Source organism: Paenibacillus periandrae (genome assembly GCF_022458865.1).
GTDB classification, from domain to species: Bacteria; Bacillota; Bacilli; order Paenibacillales; family NBRC-103111; genus Paenibacillus_S; species Paenibacillus_S periandrae.
Map to the genome: position 1 here is coordinate 277,185 of NZ_JAJNMU010000007.1, position 19,763 is coordinate 296,947.

Sequence of the window (19,763 nt, forward strand, 5' to 3'; positions counted from 1 at the left end):
CCCGTCTAAACACGTAGGCCCTATCATATTTTTTTTTGTTTAATTTTGTCAACCATTCAACTTTTGCTATCGTTTATCCAAATTAAGGACCTTTTTCCTATTTTATTTTGACCATTTTATGTAAGCATCTGCCTGTAACCGATTGCGCTTTTTGTTTCCACCCTGTTATTCATCGCTTCGATATGCGTGGGCAACGATCTTTTCCAGTAAGTCCCTAAAAAATAGTTCTTATTTCACACCACACAAATAACCTCCAGCATTAATTTACCGGAAGTTATCTGTTATTTCTTCATCAGCGCATGTTCGATCCCAAGCTTTATGCTCGACTTGTTTCCTTGCCATAGCGTATGAATATCCACACCCCCAGCAAAATGAACAGTCCTGCGCCCAACTGGAAAAGTGGCGGCTTCTCATTAAGCAGCAGCTCTACCACCAGAATCTAGGATAGGCCCGTTGTCGGCTCAGGTTATTCACGATGAGCGCGATCAAGACGATCACAATCGAACCGACCAGCACGGGTGAGACAATAAATGACCAAGCGCTACCACTCATCATGACCACAAGTGGATCAGCACCCGCTGGAGGATGTGTGGTTCGTGTAAGCATCATCAGACTGATAGCCAAGCCAACGCCCAATGCCATAGCCATAACACCGTGTCCCAAAAATTGGTTGACCGTTAGTCCTGTCACCGTGGAGATAAGATGTCCTCCGATAATATTTCTCGGCTGCGACAATGGTGAATCCCACAGACCGAATGCGAGAACACAGCTCGCACCAAAGGGTGCCATGATCCAAAGACCAGCATTCATATCTGTTAACCATGCCAGAGCTGCTATCGTCAAGCTCCCCCCGACAAATCCCATTATGACGTTACGTATATGAATAACAAGTGGCGAATGGCCCTCCCCCTTCATTTTTCGCAAAAAAATCCGTAAGCTTTCCATCTCCATAACCTCAGCTTCCATCGAATTATCAAATAACCATTTAACTATGTAACTTTAGTATCTAAAATACTTGATTTATGATAAGATTGTCAATAAGAGGTTGAAAAAAAATGATCGGTTGTGTAGTGTCAAATTAATGGATTTTGGTGAAACGGGGTTGTATACGTGGATTATCCTATAAAATTAACAATCGACCCGACTGTGGCGTTGGAAGCGAACATACAGGTAAAAGAACAGCTCAAATGGTTAATTGGCATCGGTCATATTTCCCCCGGAGAGCTGCTGCCCTCGACTAATGTGCTCGCTGCTCAGCTTGGACTCAATCGAAATACGATTAATTGGGTCTATCATCATCTCCAGGAGGAAGGAATCGTTTCGATGCACAAAGGCCGCGGCACGCTTGTGCTGGATAATCCACAGACAGACGAGCTGCGGCGCAGCAGAATGCTCATGCATGAATTGCTTGAGCGGACAATCGAAGAGATACGGCTCAAATCGATCAACACTGAAGCGTTTTTTACGGCCTCCCTTGCTTACGGATTAATGCAGGTACCGGAACAGACTACAACCAGGAGACTCCTGTTTGTTGAGTGTAAGGAGCATGACCATCCTTTTTACAGCAATGAGATCAGACGGGTAACAGGAGCCGAGGTGAAAACCATCTTTCTGGAGGATATCGAATCATCTGATACCATTCTTACGGATGCGCTGGAGTTTTCGGCTATGGTCGTAACGACTCTCAACCATCACGATCAGGTCAAACGACTGCTCACTGGAAAGGAAGTCAAGCTGTGTGTCATTGGGGCCCAGGTCGAAACCTCTGCATTTCTCGAAATTGCACGATTAGCAGAGGGTAGTCCTGTTACTTTTGTTTGCCTTGGCAAAGCCGGAGGCCAATGGATGGCCAAGCGCGTTCATGAAGCGGGACTTCATTCCATTACACCCTACGCTGTTGGCATTCATGATCATGCACAGCTGCTTGCGTGCCTGGAGAACTCAGAGCGCACCTATGCTTCTGCCGCCGTATACAGCAAGGTTAGAGAGTTGGCACCAGATAAGGTAAGACGATTTCCCATGCTGCTGGAAAAAAGCAGTGAAACGCTGCTCATCGATTTTTTTCAATTAACCAAATAACTAGCCAACTATGTAATTTTATATAAATTTCGTTATCTTGCTGTTACATTCCGTAAAACGTACAAACGTTCCTTTTTGGGGTTATACTGTGTGTATGGAGGTGAACCAACTTGATGAAGCCTATACAGCAGAATGCGGAGCTGTCTTCCCGCAGCGGCAACGATCCCGTAACGATGTCCAACCCGGAAGCATTAACAGAGGAAATGTGGCAAGCGATCCTTACCAACGATGCGTCTTATGACGGCCAATTTTTTTACGCGGTAACAACGACAGGCATTTTTTGCCGGCCTTCCTGCAAGTCCAGACCACCTAATAAACAAAATGTCGGTTATTTTCGAACTTCCCAGCAAGCGGTGTCCGCTAAATTTCGACCCTGCAAACGATGCAAACCAACCGGCCAGCGCTTGCCTGATGACGAATGGGTCGCTCTGGTGACCGAATACATCGATACAAACTATGCTGAAGCCTTATCGCTGGAAATTTTGGCTGTTATCTGTCACGGCAGTCCCTACCATATGCATCGAACATTCAAGAAAGTCAAGGGGATAACGCCCGTTGAATACATCCAGCAAGTGCGGATAAATCAAGCCAAGGAGAAGCTGATTTCTTCGAATAAGCCCGTTGGTGAAGTCGGCGTGGACGTCGGCCTGTCCAATACGCCGTACTTTATTACACTGTTCAAAAAGAAAACCGGTCATACTCCGGCAAGCTACCGCCAATTGCAGCAACATAACATGAAGGAGGCATTTGAAAATGGCAAACAGCACGAATTCACCACTCTATTGGACGATAATCACACATGAGGATTGGAGCATGCACATTGCAGCTACGTCTGAAGGTCTATGTTTTGTTGGCTCACAGAATCATCCCTTTGAAGAATTATCGGTTTGGGCCCACGCTCGTTTTCCGGGAAGCACATTAATTCGTGATGATGAGAGGCTGCTGCCTTATGTAGAAGAGCTCATCGAATATTTGAACGGAGCACGCAAAAGCTTTGCGATGCCCCGCGATTATCGTGGTACGCCATTTCAAATGGCTGTCTGGGATGCGCTCTGCAGTATTCCTTACGGACAAACCAAATCGTATTCGGATATTGCTCAGCAGATCCAAAGACCTGCCGCAGTCCGCGCAGTCGGCGCTGCGATTGGCGCCAATCCCGTGCTGATTACCGTTCCGTGTCACCGCGTAATCGGTAAAGGCGGGGCTTTAACCGGATATCGTGGAGGTATGGACATGAAAACGAGGCTGCTGCAATTGGAGCAGGATGGTATGCGGGCTGAAGAAGGCTTACAGCATGCCTGATGATCTCGCTAAACGCGCAGCAGGTCTGGATTGGCAAACACACCAGCAATCGTTGGATGAGTACGGATATGTCAAGCTTCCCGCACTGTTACATCAATCGGAATGTCAGGAAATTATCGACACCTACGAGATTCAGGACCACTTTCGCAGCACCATTGATATGGCCAGGTACCGTTTTGGGATCGGGGAATACAAATATTACGTTGCCCCGCTCCCCACTTTGCTGCAGCAGCTGCGTGAGAGCTTGTACCCGCAGCTTGCACTAACAGCCAATCGCTGGCTTGGTCTGCTCGGTGATACGGCTGTTTATCCGGCAACGCTAACGGAATTTTTGGATCGATGCCATGCAGAGGGGCAGACCCGTTCAACCCCATTGATTTTGAAATATGAAGCAGGTGGATACAATTGTCTGCATCAGGATTTGTATGGGAGTGTGTACTTTCCCTTTCAAGCCGTATTTGCCCTGAATCAAAGAGAACAAGATTATACAGGCGGGGAGTTTCTACTGGTAGAGCAGCGTCCAAGGGCACAGAGCCGAGGTCACGTCATCACGCTGGAGCAGGGAGAAGCACTGATTTTCCCCACCCAGCATCGTCCGGTATCAGGAACACGAGGTTATTATAGAACCACGCTGCGGCACGGGGTTAGCACGATTAAATCAGGAACCAGATACAGTCTGGGGATCATTTTTCATGATGCCAAATAAAAGGTTTGGAGGTTGCTTATGACAACCGAATACTTATACAAACATCCAAAAACGCTGCTGAACAAAGGGACTGGTTTTCTTGCAGGCTATAGCCATTCGCTCAATCCCTATACAGGCTGTACCTTTGGCTGCTCTTACTGCTACGTTCGGCAAATGCCGGTCTCTACCTTTCGCGGCGCGAAGTGGGGAACTTGGGTTGATATCAAGCAAGGGGCAGCTGATGTTTTTCAAAAAGAGCTGGTAAGAGCCAAAAACAAAGGACCGGTCACCATCTTCATGTCATCGAGTACGGATCCTTATCAGCCCATTGAGCATAAAGAACAAATAACCCGATCCTTATTGGAGGTCATGGTCAGTGATCCACCCGACTTTGTGTTTGTGCAGACTCGGAGTCCCTTGGTTCGTAGAGATATAGATCTTTTGCTGCGTCTTGGCGAGAAGGTCCGTGTCAGTATGACCATAGAAACGGATTTGGAGGATATCCGTAAATATTTTTCTCCTGATGCGCCGCCTATTGCCGCCCGATTAAAGACGCTTCAGCTATTGGCTGACGCGGGCGTACCGACACAAGCCACTATCGCTCCCATGCTGCCGAGCAGTGAAGCATTTCCACAGCTGCTGAAGCCATTGGTAGATCGCGTTTGTCTGGACGATTATTTTATGGGAGACGGCAGCGGCGGAAAACGAACACGGAATTTAGGCATTCAGGCCAAGTATGAACAAATCGGTATGGAGGAATGGTATGGCCCAGCAGCCTATCAAATTGTCTATGATCGATTGAAGCAGGTTTTTCCCGAGGATCAGATTTATATAAGCCAAAAGGGCTTCGAGCCTTAATATATAGGAACGAGCTTATGATTACGCTGCTATTTTATTTACGCTTCATGCTGCGAATCAACCTTTTGGTTTCCTGATCTACCCGGTAGGACTCTGTAATTTTTTGCAGCGCTTTGTTGTACGTCATTTTATCCAGAGAGTTGCTTTTCAGATAGATCATTGTCGGCTCAGGGAGCAACACATAACAAATCGATAAGGCCCAGGCAACCGCCATTTTCACATAGTAGCCCTCATGCTTGATGCTGTCCAACCGCTCTAGAACTCTACTGATATATTCTTCTTCAATATAATAGTCCAGCAGCATCACCACAGCAAAGCGTATATCGTAATCCTGCTTCGACACTAAATAAGGCTGAACAAACTCCCACATGGTTTCTTTATTTGTCAAAGTGAACTTTAGCCCTATACAAAAGCTGTCGCATACGGACCAATTATCAATTTTCGGCACAAAATCAGCCACATAACGCAGGAATTCGACACTATCCGTTTGTACATAGCCAATGACCATTCCCTGCAGCATAACTTCTTCAAAATATTCATTATCAGCCTGCTCCAAATAGGTTCGCCAATCGCTCTTTGCTATCATTTTGGCCAGCTTGCGCAGCTCCGGGAGCCGTACGCCCAAAATATTATTAATATTCGGGATCAATGCCGCAGTAAACTTTTGGTACTTCTCATCAGCTAATTCAATTAATTGTTCCTTAATTGTCGTCTCCATCTTAACCCTCCTCCTCTGTCTATTCAAAAGAAATTGCCCACAAGTAGATGGAAGCCACTGAGCCCAGAGGCGAATAGCGAAGGCTGAACTGCTCAAATTGCTCTTTGTTCAAAGAATCCAAGCCATACAATTTCATCATACCACGGCGTATCGCAATATCGCCCCAGCTGACAATGTCACGGCGTTCCATACTATTGATAAGCAGCATTTCGGCAGTCCATTTACCGATTCCCTTTAACACCGTCAGCTTCTTGATGACTTCTGTATCCGGCAAGTCATACAGCTCTTCCAAATTGAAGGCTCCCTGTGCAATCGTTTGCGCGATGTCCTGGATACAAACGGCCTTTTTCATCGTCATCCCGCATTTTTGGATATTATCGGCAGTCTGAATCGCCATATGGTGCGGAGTAATTTCTCCAAATTGATTCTGCATTCTTTCCCAAATCGTGTGGACTGCTTTAGCCGATATGAGCTGACCGACAATTGCATGGACGAGGGCCGCAAACAGATCGGGAATGATGACACGTTCAACCTTGCCCATACGCGCCATTGCTGCTCCAAGTGTCGGGTCCACACGCTGCAGGTAATCAATTTCTTCTTGTCCATAATCAAAATATTTCGTTATAACAGTTCCCAAGCAGCTCTCCCCCGGTATACAATTCTTTACACTTACTAATATACCCCACATGACTCGATATGTAAGGATCATCGAGTATAACAGCAAGATTACGAAATTCAAGTTCGTCGTGAAGTTGATGATATGTGGTTATTCCCATCTGAATTTGATATTGATGTGTATAGAATCCTGCATTTTAGGTCAATATACATGGGCAGTAATAATTCAAATGGAGGGATTAATTTGGCTAAGCCGGATAATCGCGCAGATAATGCGGAGCACTTGCAAAAACATATCGATCAGACTGCAGCTAATATTCAGGAATCAGAGGATTACCTGGATGAACATGCAGACGAGATTTCAGCAAATGAGAAGCAAAGTATAGAAGAAAAAAATAATCGACGCAAACAAAGCATTCAAAGTTTCGCAGCAGAAAAAGAAGACGAGGCTCAACAGTAAAACAAGCATCATTTCTAACAGCATCCAAAAGCACAGGCAGCTCCTTCCAGATGAAAGGAGTCTGCTTTTTTATTTTCATATTAATTTGCTGTAATGTCACAGCGGCAGCTCAGAACTGGAATCGTTCATGTCCAGAGAACTCCATATGGGTTACCCCTTCCAAAGCAAGGATGTCTTTCTTCATCTGGAGTCCCCCTCTAAATCCTGTTAATGTACCATTGGAACCGACGACCCGATGACAAGGTAAAACAATCGGCAAAGGATTGCGCCCAATCGCTGTACCAACCGCTCGAATCGCTGAAGGTTTGCCAATCGTTTCGGCAAACTGCTTATACGTCCACGTGTCTCCATGAGGGATCCTGCTTAGGGCCCTCCATACGCTTTGTTGAAACGGAGTTCCATCTACATCCAGAGGGACTTTATCGAAGCTGACCGGTATCCCTTCAAAGTACTGCTCCAACAGTTCAATAATGCCGAATTGTGCGAAAAGGCTGCGATCCTCGATCAGCTGTTCAGCATCCGTGACATCTTTCTTCAACCCGGCCATTGAAGCAAGGTGTGGAGGGAACAACAATTGGCTAATTCCTTGCTCACTGGCGATAAGTGTCCATGATTGATTCAAACCGATTACGGTTTGTCGATATTTCCTATTCGCTATCAAATGTTTCTCCTCCTATTTGTTCATACCGATACGCCGTGGGAGACATGCCCGTTCTCTGACGAAACCATGAAGTGAAATGGGATGCGCTGCGGTAGCCGACAGCTGCTCCAATCTCCACGACGGTGGCATTGGATTCTACTAAAAGCTTTTGTGCATGCGTTAATCGAACACGCTCAGTTTTTTCCGCAGGTGAATAGCCTGTCACTTGCTTGTATACACGCTGCAAATGATAAGGGCTTATAGCAAGTGAAGCAGCCAGCAGCGGCAAAGTCAGTTTGTCTTTGTATTGTGTCTCAATAATCATATCCACCTGTACAGCCAATACTGCATCCGGTCGAAGTGCTCCATTCGCCTCGGGCTTACAACGTTTGCAAGGCCGATAGCCTGCTTGTAGCGCACCTTCAAGCGAGTGGTAGAACGTCACATTACTTGCATGGGGGATTTTGGCCCGACAAGTGGGTCGACATACGATCTTCGTTGTCCTTACTGCCGTATAATAGACACCATCGTAGGTCGATTCTCGATTAACAACGGATTTGTATACAAGGTCAAATAACTTTTGGTCCATATCCTCACCTCATCCATACAAGTATAAGCCATTCTTGAGTCCGGCAGTAGTATGCATGAATAGAATAGCAAGATATCGACAGATGAATTAGAAGCGATGTTCACCTGGCATTAATGTACGGATAACCCATAAAACTCCCTAGCTACCTTCGTGGTAGCTTCCGCAGTCTCCTCGATACTCCGATCCCAACATGAAGCAATCTTTCTCAAAATATGAGGTAAAAAGGCCGGCTCGTTGCGACCCTCACTCGGCTTAACAGCCAAATCACGTGGGGTAAGAAAAGGAGCATCCGTCTCAATCATCAGTCGATCCGGCGGGATTCGCTTAACGATCTCTGCCAAGTGCTTACCTCTGCGCTCATCGCAGATCCATCCTGTGATACCAATATGGAAGCCCATATTCAAGTAAACCTGCAGTTCCTGGAGCGAGCCTGTAAAGCAATGAACAACAGCCTTATTCAAACGAGGAAGATACGGCTTAAGCGTCTGCATAAACTCATAATGAGCATCCCGCTCATGTAAAAAAAGAGGCATCTGCAGCTCACAGGCCAAACGAATTTGTTCCTCAAACCATCGCTTCTGAACATCCCGTGGTGAAAAATCTCTATTGTAATCCAGTCCACATTCACCAATAGCAACTACTTGAGGAAGTAATGCCAGCTTACGAAGCTTCTCCATCGTATGAGCTTGGCAATGCTTCGTATCATGGGGATGAATCCCGGCCGTAGTATACAATTTTCCAGCAAATCTACCCGCGTATCGAGCGGCCTCCTCACTATTTTTCAGCGACGTTCCCGTGATAATAAGCGGCGATACTCCCTCTGCTTCCGCTCGTGCCACAACCTGATCCCGATCCTTATGGAATGAGCGATGCAATAAATTAACACCGATATCAATAAGCATTGACTTCATAATTCCTTACCTCCATCGTTCGTATGCTTATCCGATTGACTTACTATCTGCTGAATATCTTCGATTGTAATATGCGCCCATTTCTCTTGTTTATGAAGCATGCGAAGCAGTTCGTCCAGTTTACAAGAACCATCCTTTTGCTCAAGAGTAATTCCAAACTCTTCTGGCGTATGTCGAAGCAGCTTGGTAAGCAGCTTGCTCAAGCTTACGGCTGTCTTTTCATTTAACATGGTGATCACGTCCTCATTTCTATTCATTTATGCTTACTTAGCCCCTTTAACTGCCGCCATCGGCTTACAACGGGCAACGACGCGGGCCAGGCCTGCACCGACGACGCTTTCAATAATTTGATCTACATCCTTGTACGCTTGTGGAGATTCATCTATGATCGATTCGAGTGATTTTTGATTCACGACAACTTCATCCTCGGTTCCTACACGCATGGACGAAGCGAATTCGTCTACGGTAATTAAACGTTTCATAGCGCTGCGCGAACGAATACGGCCTGCCCCATGGCAGATCGAGTGAAAATTCGTTTTTCCCTCTGGAGAGCCCACCATGATATAAGAGGAGGTTCCCATCGAACCTGGAATGAGTGCAGGATGTCCGGTGAGTCGATACGGCTCAGGATTATCTGGATGATTCGGTGGCAGAGAACGGGTAGCCCCTTTGCGATGGACAAAATAAGAATTTCCTTCATGCTCTTCCTCCCATGCATAATTATGCATAAGATCGTACAGCGTTGACATTTCAAATTTGGAGCCGAACACATCCTTACCCGCTTCCCTAATCGCATACGCGATCAGATGCCGATTCACAACTGCATAGTTGAGGGCAGAGTACATCAAATCTACATAGCTTTGAGCTACAGGCTCGGAAAGTGCTCCGAATAATAGATGGGGATCAGCAGTGCCTATCCCTTGAGCGCGCATCATCTTGGCCATAAGGCTGCCACAATATTGACTGACCGAACCTCCCCACGAACGTGAACCTGAGTGAATCATAAGGATCACCTGACCATCGAATAACCCCCAAGCTTCAGCTACCTCCCGGTTATCCTCGGCAATCTCGATGTACTGGATCTCTGCAAAATGATTACCTCCCCCGAGTGTTCCGAGCTGGCTGTGTGCACGATGCCATACCCGATCAGGAAACAGGTTCAGCGCATTTTCGTCAAAATAAAACTTGCTGCGCTCCACATGGGTTAACGAAGTCGACTTACGTGGTGTATAACCATCCGGGATATATTTTTTCGGGAGACCATGCAGTCCCTTCTTGATCACATGCTCCAGGCGAATATCCGAGAAATGTCCGCGGGCATGATCTTCAACAGGCAAATACTTCTCAATCGTCTTGACCAGCTTTCTGCGCAGCTTTACTTCTTTCAATTCGTCCTTATGCAGATTCGTTAAGTGAACGCGCATCCCACAGCCAATATCACTGCCGACAATGGACGGAGACACATAGCCATCATGGGTATTCCACACAGCCGTAGTACCGATACACGTTCCAACACCTACATGCACATCGGGGGTATAGCTCATATACACTTGATTTGGAATTTGCAGATTGTTGTTAGCCATTTCAAACACCTTATAATCGAGAGCTTGAAACAGCGAGGGTCCTGCATATACATGCACCTGTCCGGCAGGCAGCTGGACCTTCTGATAATAGTTTTCTTTCATAAATTTATGATTCCTTTCAATTGTGGACTGGGAACGTGGATAACACAAAAAAACCATAGACCTGTATCGTCCATGGCTTTACTTACGCCTTCATTATCTAAGCTTCATTAATTGTAATGAGTAAACCTAGTTAAAATCACTGGTCCCGTAAAGACCGATGAAATGGACTTTCTTCTGTAATTGTATGGATCGGATGTGGATTGAATTCATATTCATCGGCCTCCTCTCAAGTAATTAGGTTTATCATAATGGCTTTACCCAACATTTGTCAACGGAAAGATTAATTATAGTAATCATGCCCATAAAAATTAATGATCAATTGGAATTTCATTGGCTAAAGGTAGTGAAACAATAAATTGAGTGCCGTGCTCTGCGTTTGATTTAATTTGAATGTTTCCATTATGACTTTCGATAATTCTGTAGCATATCGACAAGCCCAATCCGAGACCATTTTCCTTTGTAGTGAAAAAAGGATTAAATATTTCATTGATTTGCTTTTCCGAAATGCCTACTCCATTATCGCTAATACTTATTTCCACACATTGTTCATCCACATTGGGGGTAAGCTTGATTTGGACCTCGCCTCCCCCTTCGGGCATGGCTTCGAAAGCATTTTGAATGAGGTTAATAAGCACCTGTTTAATTTGATTGGCATCTATCGATATCAGGATCAGTGCAGAGCATAAATTTGTTGTAAGAATGGCATTTTTTAGATTAGCTTCACTGGTCATGAATTGAACCGTATCCTCAATGACCTTTTGCAGCACATGCTCCTTTTTTTCCGGAGAACTCGGTTTTGCCATAAGTACGAAATCGGATACCATTTTTTTCAAATTAAGTAATTCATTAAATACGATTTCCAAATAACGTGCCGAGGTATCCGCATTCGGTTTCTTTTCTCTTAATAACTGAATAAATCCCATCACCGAGGTAAGTGGATTGCGGATTTCATGGGCAATTCCAGCAGCCAGCTTCCCTATCGCTGAAAATTTTTCGTACATAATAACTTGCTGCTCAAGCATAGTACGATCCGTTATATCGCGAACTTGCAGGTAGGCGCCAATAATTTCCTGATTGTCATCTACAATAGGGATAGCATCCAGCAAGCAGGTCATGCGTTTATTGGATGAAACAGGGAGCGTGCATTCCCTATTTTCTATTCGATCTCCGTGGTTTAATACTCCGAGCATATATGGAGCAAACAGGTCAAATGAAAACACCGAGGTTCCAATTACATCTTCCCTCTTGCATTGCGTAACCTTTTCTATCAGCTGGTTAAACTCGATAATGATGCCGGACTTATCTGCAATAATAATTCCATTGTTAACCGTATTAAGCGTCATATGATTCAAGATGTTTTGATTCCTGTTTTTCCTTCTCAGGGCCAGTTCACGTTCCATGGAATCGACCATATTAATTAATAATGGCAATGCAAATTTACTATGAAAATCAAGCGATGTCATCATGCTGACCGTACCCGTCAATCCACCAATATCGGTAAACTCAAAAGGAACACAATAGCAGGCGGTCGTGTGCAGGTGAGTATGATAATGGTCCGTGCCGAGAAGCTCGATGGGCTTTTTGTGCTGCAGCGCCATGTCCACTACATTGGTCCCCATGTCTCTTTCGATAAACCGGATGCCCTCTTGTATTCCCAATAGCGCCACGGATTCTCTTATGGACTCATTCCCAAAGAAGCTAATAATATATCCCAGATCATCAGTCAGCGTGATGAGTATCGGTGTTCCTTCTAATAGCTTCGTTGTTTTGTCACTGAAAAAATCCATAACTGAAATTGCTTCGGCGAACTTATGTTTTCTTTCCAGCAGTTCATGTACATGTAATCGATTTCTCGGAAACGGGAGCTGATTGGTTTGTAATCCCGCTTCTTGACACCTTTTTTTGGATTCGCCAATATAATGAGCTTCCATTAGTAAATCCCCTCGGATTGGTTTCATTGCTTCTAGAATACCACAACTAACTCCGTAAAGTCTCTTCACAAATTGTCATCTGAATAGTCACGACGAAATTGAAACAAGGTAGAAAATAACAACAAATCGGTCTCTCTTCTAAATTGAAACTGCTGTTCCGAAAATGGCTGTTTCTTATTGGAGCTGCATACGATAACCTAATATTGTAAGGAGAAGTTATAGGAAACGAGGGAGCCTCCATGGATCAGGTACAATTGCAAAATCATCTTCGCAGCGGGCAAAGAGTTTATGGCACACTGATTATTTCCACCTCACCCCGGTGGCCGGTTGAAGTACGGAAATTAGGTTTGGATTTCGTCTTTATCGATACCGAGCATATGTCGATCGATCGAGACATGCTCTCCTGGATGTGCCGGACTTACTCTGCACTCGGACTTGCACCAATCGTGCGCATTCCTTCCCCGGATCCTTATGAAGCAAGTAAAGCCATGGATGCGGGAGCGGCAGGCATTGTAGCCCCTTATATCGAAACTGCAGAGCAGGTACAGGCGCTTCGGGGCGCGGTCAAGCTCCGGCCGATCAAGGGCAAGAAATTAACGCGTATTGTTCAAGGCAACGAAGAGCCTGAGGAGCCGCTGGCCGCTTATCTGGAGCAGTACAATGCGGGTAACATACTGATCGTCAATATCGAGAGCGAACCCGCACTTGAGGCATTGGATGCCATCCTGCAGGTTCCGCAATTGGACGGCGTATTGATCGGCCCCCACGATTTGTCATGCAGCCTGAACATACCGGAGCAATATGACCACCCTGTATTTAAGGAGGCTGTCAGCACGATCATCCGCAAGGCAAGAGCAGCTCATGTGGCGGCAGGCATTCATTACTTCTGGGGCGTGGAACAAGAAATTGCATGGGGACAAGAAGGTCTGAATCTGTTTGTTCATGCCTCTGATATGACTGCCTTCATAGCTCAGATGGAACGTGATCTCAATGAAATCAAACTAAGATTAGGTGATAATTTACAAAATACGGATAACAATATTCGTATTTGAGCTCTACTACAAAGCGGTACCATCGTGTACGGATCTGCCATCCTTTATTTATTACGGCTTAAATTCCGGTACAGCATTGGAGTCGTGCCCTCATACTTTTTGAATAGACGGATAAACGTCGTACGGCTGAAAATACCGACACGATTCGAAATCTCGCTAACATTCAAATCGGTTTCCACCAGCATTTCCTTAGCTTTGGCGATCCGATACTTACTGATGTACCCAATCAGATTCTCACCTGTTTTTTCTTTAAATACATGCGAAATATATTTGGAGGAGACGCCCATCTCACCGGAGATTTTCTCCAGACCCAAATCATGATGGTAGTTTCCTTCTATGTATTCGATAATAAGCGAGCTGATCTCACTGAAGCCGTCCTGCTCCTGTAAGGAAAACCGAGCCATGATCAGCTCAAAAAAAGCAAGCACCACATTCAGCTGTTCTTCATGGTTCGTTAAAGAAACGAACTTACCCGGCTCCATCAGTTCACTCGGATTGATCCCCCGTTCAGCGAGGAAGCGGCAGCCTGTGTTGTAGATTTCAGACACGAGTGCCGAGATCAAGTGGCGGGGGACGCCCTTCTCTTTATTTTTCCCGATGATACTGTCCACCTTCAGCCGAAGATTAGACATATCACCTGCCTTCAAGCAGTTAATAATCCCATTCTCATCCATGAATGAATAGGAATAATGCATAGAGCCATGAGAAACAGCAGTGGCATCAATTATTTGAAAATCCATCTTTCCATCCGCCGATTCCAGCGCCTTCAACGCATCCGCGTATGACCTCGTAATGCCTTGAATCCCTTCATGTAGGTCTCCAAGCCCGATATAAATAAAACAATATCTTGAATCGTAATGGAACGTATCGACCATCGTTTGCAAGCCCTTCCGCAGCCGCTCCGTGTCCTCGGCATCCTCCACATTTACGATCCCGATATACAGATGGTCATGTTCCTCCAGCAGGTATATATTGGCGTAGGGCAGCAGCAGCCCCCATATAATCTTTTTCATTTTGCTGACGATATGCAACCGCTCGACATCCTGAATGTCCTGATAAAAGGCCTCCTTAAAGTCGAAGCGGATGATGCAGCATACATACGAGGATTTATGAAAAGAGCTATATTTGCTTAGCATGGTTCCGATTTCCTGTTTGTTAACTGCAGTTCTTCCATGAATCAGATTCAACAGTGATTGCTCCAAATATCCGACGGATACGGTTTCCAGCTCATGCTTGAATTGATGATTATGCTCGATTAAACGATGAATACGAGTACCGATAAAATCAAACGCCGTATGCCGGTTCGTACTGTCAGTACGCTCATCGCTCTCCTCAGGATGGTCAAGAATATCCCGTATGCGTTTAATGGGATTGTACAGATTGAAGGTGAATATAAACGAGAACAGGATACCGACCACAACCAGTACGAAGCAGGTCGTTAGCAAAGACAAGAGGTAATAGCTGGTTTGATTACGAAATTCGGCCACAGGCGTCACCGAATAATAGCTCCAGCCGTACGTTTCCGACGTGACCTGAGTTACGATGAATGCCTCCTGGTTGATTTTCAACTCCCCATGCTGAAGACTCCCCGATTTGAAGAAAGCCTGAATTTCTGAAATGACCGTTGATTCCCTCAGCTGGTTTGTACTGCTCCATATCACCTTGTTGTGATTGTTGTCGATTACAATGAATTGCGTAGAGTCCACCAACGTATGATTTCGTAACGTCTTATCAATGATGTCAATCGGAATCGTATACACCATAGCCGCTTTATGGCCGTTTATCAGACTGGTGAACAAAAATGGGATAACCGGTTTGCTCACCGTCCTGTTTACTAGAATCTCAGTAGGCTCCAGAATCTCTAAGGGTCTGCCGTTCTCAAGCTTGTCTCTCCACAAGTTCTGATCGTATCCGATAAATTTGTAATTCTCAAAAAACTGCCGGTAATCCTCCAGCCCATCCTGCTTGAATACCTTTTCATCGTCTGTGTAAACAAATATATTATCAATGAATTCACTTAGATTGTTAGAAATTCTCGCTAATATTTGCGTAACTTTGGTTAGCTCCAAACGTTCATCATCACGATACTCGGCATAAGGCTTTAGAATGGCTCTAACCTCATAAAAAAAGCTGGGCCCGGAGCTGGATTGTGCCGTATTCAAATAAATATCAATGGTATGAACAGACGATTGCAGATTCGTTTCAAACTTCTGTGTAAACTCTTCCTGGAGTCGATTCGTCGTAGTTACGTAATAAATCGCCCCTATCAATACAATAGGGATCAAAAAAGAGAGGAAGAACAGCAGTATACGTAAAAATAGTCTGTTTAATGGAACGGAAACTTTAGAATTCATTGTTTTCATTGCCCAACCACCCTCTCTCTTAGTCCCGTTGAATGAAGGCGCTTCCTTTTCTTCTTATTATACTGCCAAACCTGTAAAAAGAAATGCCCAACCTTGCGATAGCAGGGGCTTCCAATAACTTCATCAAAAATATGCAAAAACCTGCCAGGGCCGTTGAAACGCTCCTTCTGGCAGGCCTTCCTATCAGAAATCCTTTGAAAGCCCACTCACTGTTTGAGATAACGTTGATTGGCTTCATTATATATCTTTTCGATTTCCAAAGCCCCGCTGTCGATGAGCTGCTGGGAAAACTTATCGAAATCACTAACAGGACGAACGCCAATAATAAATTTATCCATCTCCTGATCGACCAGCGTGTCCACCTTGGACTGCAATGTTTTCAATCGTGAAAGCTCGTCATTCGTAAATGGCGGAGCGACCACCTCGTAGACATAGCCCTTCTCGGTAGTAATCATATCTTTCCATTTCACCAGCTCAGGGGCCGAGGTCTCAACCATCGGGTGTTCATCGACATTAAGAGCAAGCTGCTCAAAACCGGTCGCCAGATCAGTCTGCATGTTGCGGAACGGGTCCTTCATTTTGGCATACTTCTGAAGCACACTGTCCAGAATAACCGGCTTGCCGTTCTCCATTTTGTAATTAACCCCTTCTACACCATAAGCGGTGGCGCGTGTCCCTTCCTCACCATAAAACCAATCCAGGAATCGAACCAGCTCATGCGGATTTTTTGTTTTGGAGCTAATTACGATATTGTGCATCCAGTCTTTTTTATACATCCAGCCCCGAGTTTGACCTAGATCGTTTTTCATCAGCGGAAGCAGCTCGAAACGAGCTTTGGGATTAATCGGCTTCAAGGCTTCATTAAAATTGACACCAAAGCTGTTATTATCGTAGTAGAATAACGACCTGCCTGAAGCCAGCTTCTCTTTCATCGCATCGGCTGTATTGACCGCGTAGTCCGGGTCCAGCAGTTTTTCCTTAAATAGCTTGCTCATGAATTCAAGAACGGGTTTAAATTCGGGATGAGCCTGACCGTATACGTATTTGCCACCCTCTATGTTCGGATCATAATAAATCCGGTTTCCTGAACCCATTGCGAAGGAAATCGGCTTCAATAAATTAAATGCATTTTCTCTTCCCGTATACGGAATGGAATTCGGATACTTCTCTTTAAATTTTTTGAGCACCTTATACAAGTCGTCAAAGGTTTTCGGCGCCTCCAGCCCCAATTCCTCCAGCAAATCGTATCGTATCATCGCACCTTGAGCCAGTTGAAGCTTCCACGCTCCCAATTTCGGAAATGAATAGATTTTACCGTCAATATTATTTTTAGCGATTTCTTTATTTTCCTTCATGATTTTGGCCAGATTGGGCGCATCGCTCATATAGTCGCTGATCGACAGAAAGAGTCCGTTCTTGGCGCCGTCGACATACATTTGTTTGCCATAGGCGACCTCCATAATATCTGGCAGGCTGTTGGTGGCAATAATCGTCTGCGCTTTTTGCTCATAGTTTGTGGTGACGAGCTCCAATTGAATTTTTACATTCGTTTTCTCAAATATATAATCGAATAGCGGTGCCTGCAGGTTAATATTTGAAGAGCCTTTCAGTATTTTCACGGTTAATGGCACATCAGACGCCTTACTTCCCGCAGCAGCAGGCTTCGGAGTGCTTGTGCTTGGAGCCTCCTTCACCGTTTGCTTAGATGAAGAATCCGAGCATGCCGTAACGGTCAGCATCAGTGCCATAGATGAAAGAAGTACTTTTCCTTGTTTGTTCATACTTACCCCTCCTCAAATGAGTAATCAACGTTAACCCTTCAACGAACCGACCATTGCGCCTTTAACAAAATATTTTTGAATAAACGGATACACTGCGAGAATCGGTAAAATGGTTACGATCACAACGGCATACTTCATGCTTAGGAGAATTGTAGTCAAATCCCTCGTTGAGTTGACCTCGCCTACATTGCCATCGACAATCATACTGCGCATGATGATCTGAACGGGCACCATTTCGTTATTACGTAAGTAGATCGTAGCCGGAAAAAAGCTATTCCAATGCCACACTGCGTAGAACATGATCATAGTAGCAAACACAGGAGCAGATAGCGGAATAATAATCCTCCAAAATATCGTGATCTCATGTGCACCATCAATGACAGCCGATTCCTGAATTTCATTCGGAATGTTCTGGAAAAACGTCCTCATGATGATCATGTACCATACGTTGATCGCGGGGGGAATGACGATGGCCCACATGCTGTTCATCAGCCCCAAGCTGTCAACAACGAGATAAGTCGGGATCATCCCACCGTGGAACAGCATCGTAATGATAATGAAAACGGTAAAAAATGACCGGCCGTAAAGCCTGCTTCGAGATAAAGGATAAGCACACAATGCGGTCGCTGCTACATTAATGAAGGTGCCTACACTAGTGTACAGCAAAGTATTGCCGTACGCCCTGATCACTTTGGGATCCGTTAGAATTGTGTAATACGCTTCTAAATTAAACCCTTTAGGAAACCATTTGATTTCTCCACGCATCACGTTCATCCCATCGCTGACAGAAACAATAAACATGTAATAGAGCGGATATACAAAGGCAAAGATAGCCGCAATCAAGCTCAGATAAATGACGGCATCAAAGCAAATGGAGCCCACGGTCATTTGTTTTTTCATGTGATTCTCCTTTCATAATGTGCCGTGACGGAGAAGTATTACCATAAGCTCGTTTCGCTCACTTTACGCGACACTTGATTGGCAGCCGTGATCAGGCAAAGTGAAATCACTGCTTGAAAAAGCTCGACGGCTGTAGCATAGCTAAAATCGTTCCCGAGCAAGCCACGCCGGTAAGCGAAGGTCGATATGACATCAGCTGTTTCATAGGTGGGACCCGTATACAGCAGCAATATTTTCTCATAGCCAATGGACATCATATTGCCGAGCGTAAGCAGGAACATAATGGTCACGACTGGAGCAATGCCAGGCAGTGTTACATGACGAATCTGCTCCCATCGATTGGCACCATCCATCCGGGCCGCTTCGTATTGCTGCGGATCAATCGAGGATAAGGCTGCCAAATAAATAATCGAACCCCAACCGACGCCCTGCCATATATCCGAGGTGATATAGATCGTCCGAAACCAATCAGCCATCATCAGAAAAGGTCTCGGTTCGATGCCAAATTCAATCAAAACACGGTTGACCAGCCCATCGTTGGAGAAAAAATTGACCACCATGCCGCATATGACAACGGTTGAAAGGAAGTGCGGCAAGTAACTAACGGTTTGCGATAGCTTTTTGAACCATTTTAATTTAACCTCATTCAGTATGAGTGCCAAAATAATCGGGGTGGGGAAATAAAACAGGAGCATATACACATTAAGAACCACCGTGTTCTTTACTAATCTCCAAAAGTACGGATCACTCAGAAATTCCCGAAAATGTCTAAGCCCTACCCATTCACTGTGAAAAACACCCTTTACAAAATTATAGTCCTGAAAGCCGATCAGCAGCCCGAACATGGGGCCATACTTAAACAAAATAAAATAAAGGATCGGCAACGACAACATAACGTACAAGTACTTGCTCTCGGCAATTCTTTTTCTTCGTTCTGTTTTAATCGTAGCTGCTACTTTCCTTGTCCCCGCTATGCTCCTTACTTCCATTGACATACTCCTCTCCAGCCTGTTAGCCACCCTTTGGTTCAACTCCATTCAACTCAGAAAGCGGTTGCAATATGTGGTTATTCGATTGCTGCTGTAACGATTCTCAGTATAGCATCCATACCAAGGCGTGATAACAACCATTATGGCAGGTGAGGTTCCATTTTTTCTCCATAGACCGGTTTGTTTCATTTTTCTATCTTGTTTC

At 45.1% G+C, this 19,763-nt stretch carries 20 protein-coding genes; 7 read left to right on the top strand and 13 right to left on the bottom strand.

All coding sequences use genetic code 11. The features are described from left to right. Window positions 1-426: 426 nt before the first annotated feature. Window positions 427-945: an HPP family protein gene (locus tag LRL21_RS13790; protein ID WP_240416354.1), complete on the bottom strand. Its 519-nt coding sequence runs from the start codon at window positions 943-945 to the stop codon at window positions 427-429. Window positions 946-1,110: 165 nt separating this feature from the next. Here LRL21_RS13790 and LRL21_RS13795 point away from each other — a divergent pair, with 165 nt between their 5' ends. The 5 genes from LRL21_RS13795 to LRL21_RS13815 all read left to right on the top strand — a co-directional run bounded on the left by LRL21_RS13795 (window position 1,111) and on the right by LRL21_RS13815 (window position 4,924). Continuing rightward, a complete protein-coding gene (locus tag LRL21_RS13795) occupies window positions 1,111-2,079 on the top strand; it encodes a GntR family transcriptional regulator (RefSeq protein WP_240416355.1) in 969 nt (322 codons plus the stop codon). Between the two features lie 173 nt (window positions 2,080-2,252). Further along, a complete protein-coding gene (locus LRL21_RS13800) occupies window positions 2,253-2,882 on the top strand; it encodes a bifunctional transcriptional activator/DNA repair enzyme AdaA (RefSeq protein ID WP_240416455.1) in 630 nt (209 codons plus the stop codon). Beyond that, on the top strand, window positions 2,833-3,381 hold the full coding sequence (locus LRL21_RS13805; RefSeq protein ID WP_240416356.1) for a methylated-DNA--[protein]-cysteine S-methyltransferase: 549 nt from the start codon (window positions 2,833-2,835) through the stop codon (window positions 3,379-3,381). Before LRL21_RS13800 ends, LRL21_RS13805 begins: the two co-directional genes overlap by 50 nt. Further along, the gene (locus tag LRL21_RS13810; protein ID WP_240416357.1) at window positions 3,374-4,087 is read left to right on the top strand and encodes a 2OG-Fe(II) oxygenase; all 714 of its coding nucleotides are present in this window, start codon (window positions 3,374-3,376) and stop codon (window positions 4,085-4,087) included. The genes LRL21_RS13805 and LRL21_RS13810 overlap by 8 nt, the downstream gene beginning before the upstream one ends. Before the next feature lie 18 nt (window positions 4,088-4,105). After that, the gene (locus tag LRL21_RS13815) at window positions 4,106-4,924 is read left to right on the top strand and encodes an SPL family radical SAM protein (protein WP_240416358.1); all 819 of its coding nucleotides are present in this window, start codon (window positions 4,106-4,108) and stop codon (window positions 4,922-4,924) included. Between the two features lie 34 nt (window positions 4,925-4,958). On the opposite strand, the gene LRL21_RS13820 is transcribed toward LRL21_RS13815, so the two are convergent. Both LRL21_RS13820 and LRL21_RS13825 read right to left on the bottom strand, forming a co-directional pair. Further along, on the bottom strand, window positions 4,959-5,642 hold the full coding sequence (locus LRL21_RS13820; RefSeq protein WP_240416359.1) for a DNA alkylation repair protein: 684 nt from the start codon (window positions 5,640-5,642) through the stop codon (window positions 4,959-4,961). A 19-nt stretch (window positions 5,643-5,661) separates the two neighbouring features. Continuing rightward, window positions 5,662-6,279, bottom strand: coding sequence for a DNA-3-methyladenine glycosylase family protein (locus LRL21_RS13825; RefSeq protein WP_240416360.1), 618 nt, complete (start codon window positions 6,277-6,279; stop codon window positions 5,662-5,664). A gap of 222 nt (window positions 6,280-6,501) precedes the next feature. Between LRL21_RS13825 and tlp the strand changes: the two genes are divergently transcribed. Beyond that, complete coding sequence (gene tlp / locus LRL21_RS13830; protein WP_240416361.1) at window positions 6,502-6,717, top strand: small acid-soluble spore protein Tlp; 216 nt, start codon at window positions 6,502-6,504, stop codon at window positions 6,715-6,717. Between the two features lie 109 nt (window positions 6,718-6,826). Here tlp and LRL21_RS13835 read toward each other — a convergent pair whose 3' ends face one another. From LRL21_RS13835 to LRL21_RS13860, 6 genes are all read right to left on the bottom strand, one after another. Further along, window positions 6,827-7,378 carry a methylated-DNA--[protein]-cysteine S-methyltransferase gene (locus LRL21_RS13835; protein ID WP_240416362.1) on the bottom strand — a complete coding sequence of 184 codons (552 nt, stop codon included), beginning with the start codon at window positions 7,376-7,378 and terminating at the stop codon, window positions 6,827-6,829. Further along, entirely contained in the window at window positions 7,365-7,946 is a 582-nt protein-coding gene (locus LRL21_RS13840) for a bifunctional transcriptional activator/DNA repair enzyme AdaA (RefSeq protein ID WP_240416363.1), read from the bottom strand. The genes LRL21_RS13835 and LRL21_RS13840 overlap by 14 nt, the downstream gene beginning before the upstream one ends. Before the next feature lie 110 nt (window positions 7,947-8,056). Beyond that, entirely contained in the window at window positions 8,057-8,857 is an 801-nt protein-coding gene (locus tag LRL21_RS13845; RefSeq protein ID WP_240416364.1) for a TatD family hydrolase, read from the bottom strand. Beyond that, complete coding sequence (locus tag LRL21_RS13850) at window positions 8,854-9,114, bottom strand: RNA 2'-phosphotransferase (RefSeq protein WP_240416365.1); 261 nt, start codon at window positions 9,112-9,114, stop codon at window positions 8,854-8,856. Before LRL21_RS13850 ends, LRL21_RS13845 begins: the two co-directional genes overlap by 4 nt. A 6-nt stretch (window positions 9,115-9,120) precedes the next feature. Then, window positions 9,121-10,542 carry an RtcB family protein gene (locus tag LRL21_RS13855; RefSeq protein WP_240416366.1) on the bottom strand — a complete coding sequence of 474 codons (1,422 nt, stop codon included), beginning with the start codon at window positions 10,540-10,542 and terminating at the stop codon, window positions 9,121-9,123. A 308-nt stretch (window positions 10,543-10,850) separates the two neighbouring features. Then, a complete protein-coding gene (locus tag LRL21_RS13860) occupies window positions 10,851-12,473 on the bottom strand; it encodes an ATP-binding protein (RefSeq protein ID WP_240416367.1) in 1,623 nt (540 codons plus the stop codon). Window positions 12,474-12,712: 239 nt separating this feature from the next. Here LRL21_RS13860 and LRL21_RS13865 point away from each other — a divergent pair, with 239 nt between their 5' ends. Beyond that, the gene (locus LRL21_RS13865; RefSeq protein WP_240416368.1) at window positions 12,713-13,525 is read left to right on the top strand and encodes an HpcH/HpaI aldolase family protein; all 813 of its coding nucleotides are present in this window, start codon (window positions 12,713-12,715) and stop codon (window positions 13,523-13,525) included. Between the two features lie 44 nt (window positions 13,526-13,569). Here LRL21_RS13865 and LRL21_RS13870 read toward each other — a convergent pair whose 3' ends face one another. The 4 genes from LRL21_RS13870 to LRL21_RS13885 form a co-directional block, all read right to left on the bottom strand. Further along, window positions 13,570-15,888 (bottom strand): helix-turn-helix domain-containing protein, encoded by a 2,319-nt coding sequence (locus LRL21_RS13870; protein WP_240416369.1) that lies wholly within the window; start codon window positions 15,886-15,888, stop codon window positions 13,570-13,572. A 206-nt stretch (window positions 15,889-16,094) separates the two neighbouring features. Beyond that, a complete protein-coding gene (locus LRL21_RS13875) occupies window positions 16,095-17,669 on the bottom strand; it encodes an extracellular solute-binding protein (protein ID WP_240416370.1) in 1,575 nt (524 codons plus the stop codon). Between the two features lie 30 nt (window positions 17,670-17,699). Then, complete coding sequence (locus LRL21_RS13880; RefSeq protein ID WP_240416371.1) at window positions 17,700-18,569, bottom strand: carbohydrate ABC transporter permease; 870 nt, start codon at window positions 18,567-18,569, stop codon at window positions 17,700-17,702. A gap of 38 nt (window positions 18,570-18,607) precedes the next feature. After that, a complete protein-coding gene (locus LRL21_RS13885; RefSeq protein ID WP_240416372.1) occupies window positions 18,608-19,558 on the bottom strand; it encodes an ABC transporter permease in 951 nt (316 codons plus the stop codon). Between the last annotated feature and the right edge of the window lie 205 nt (window positions 19,559-19,763).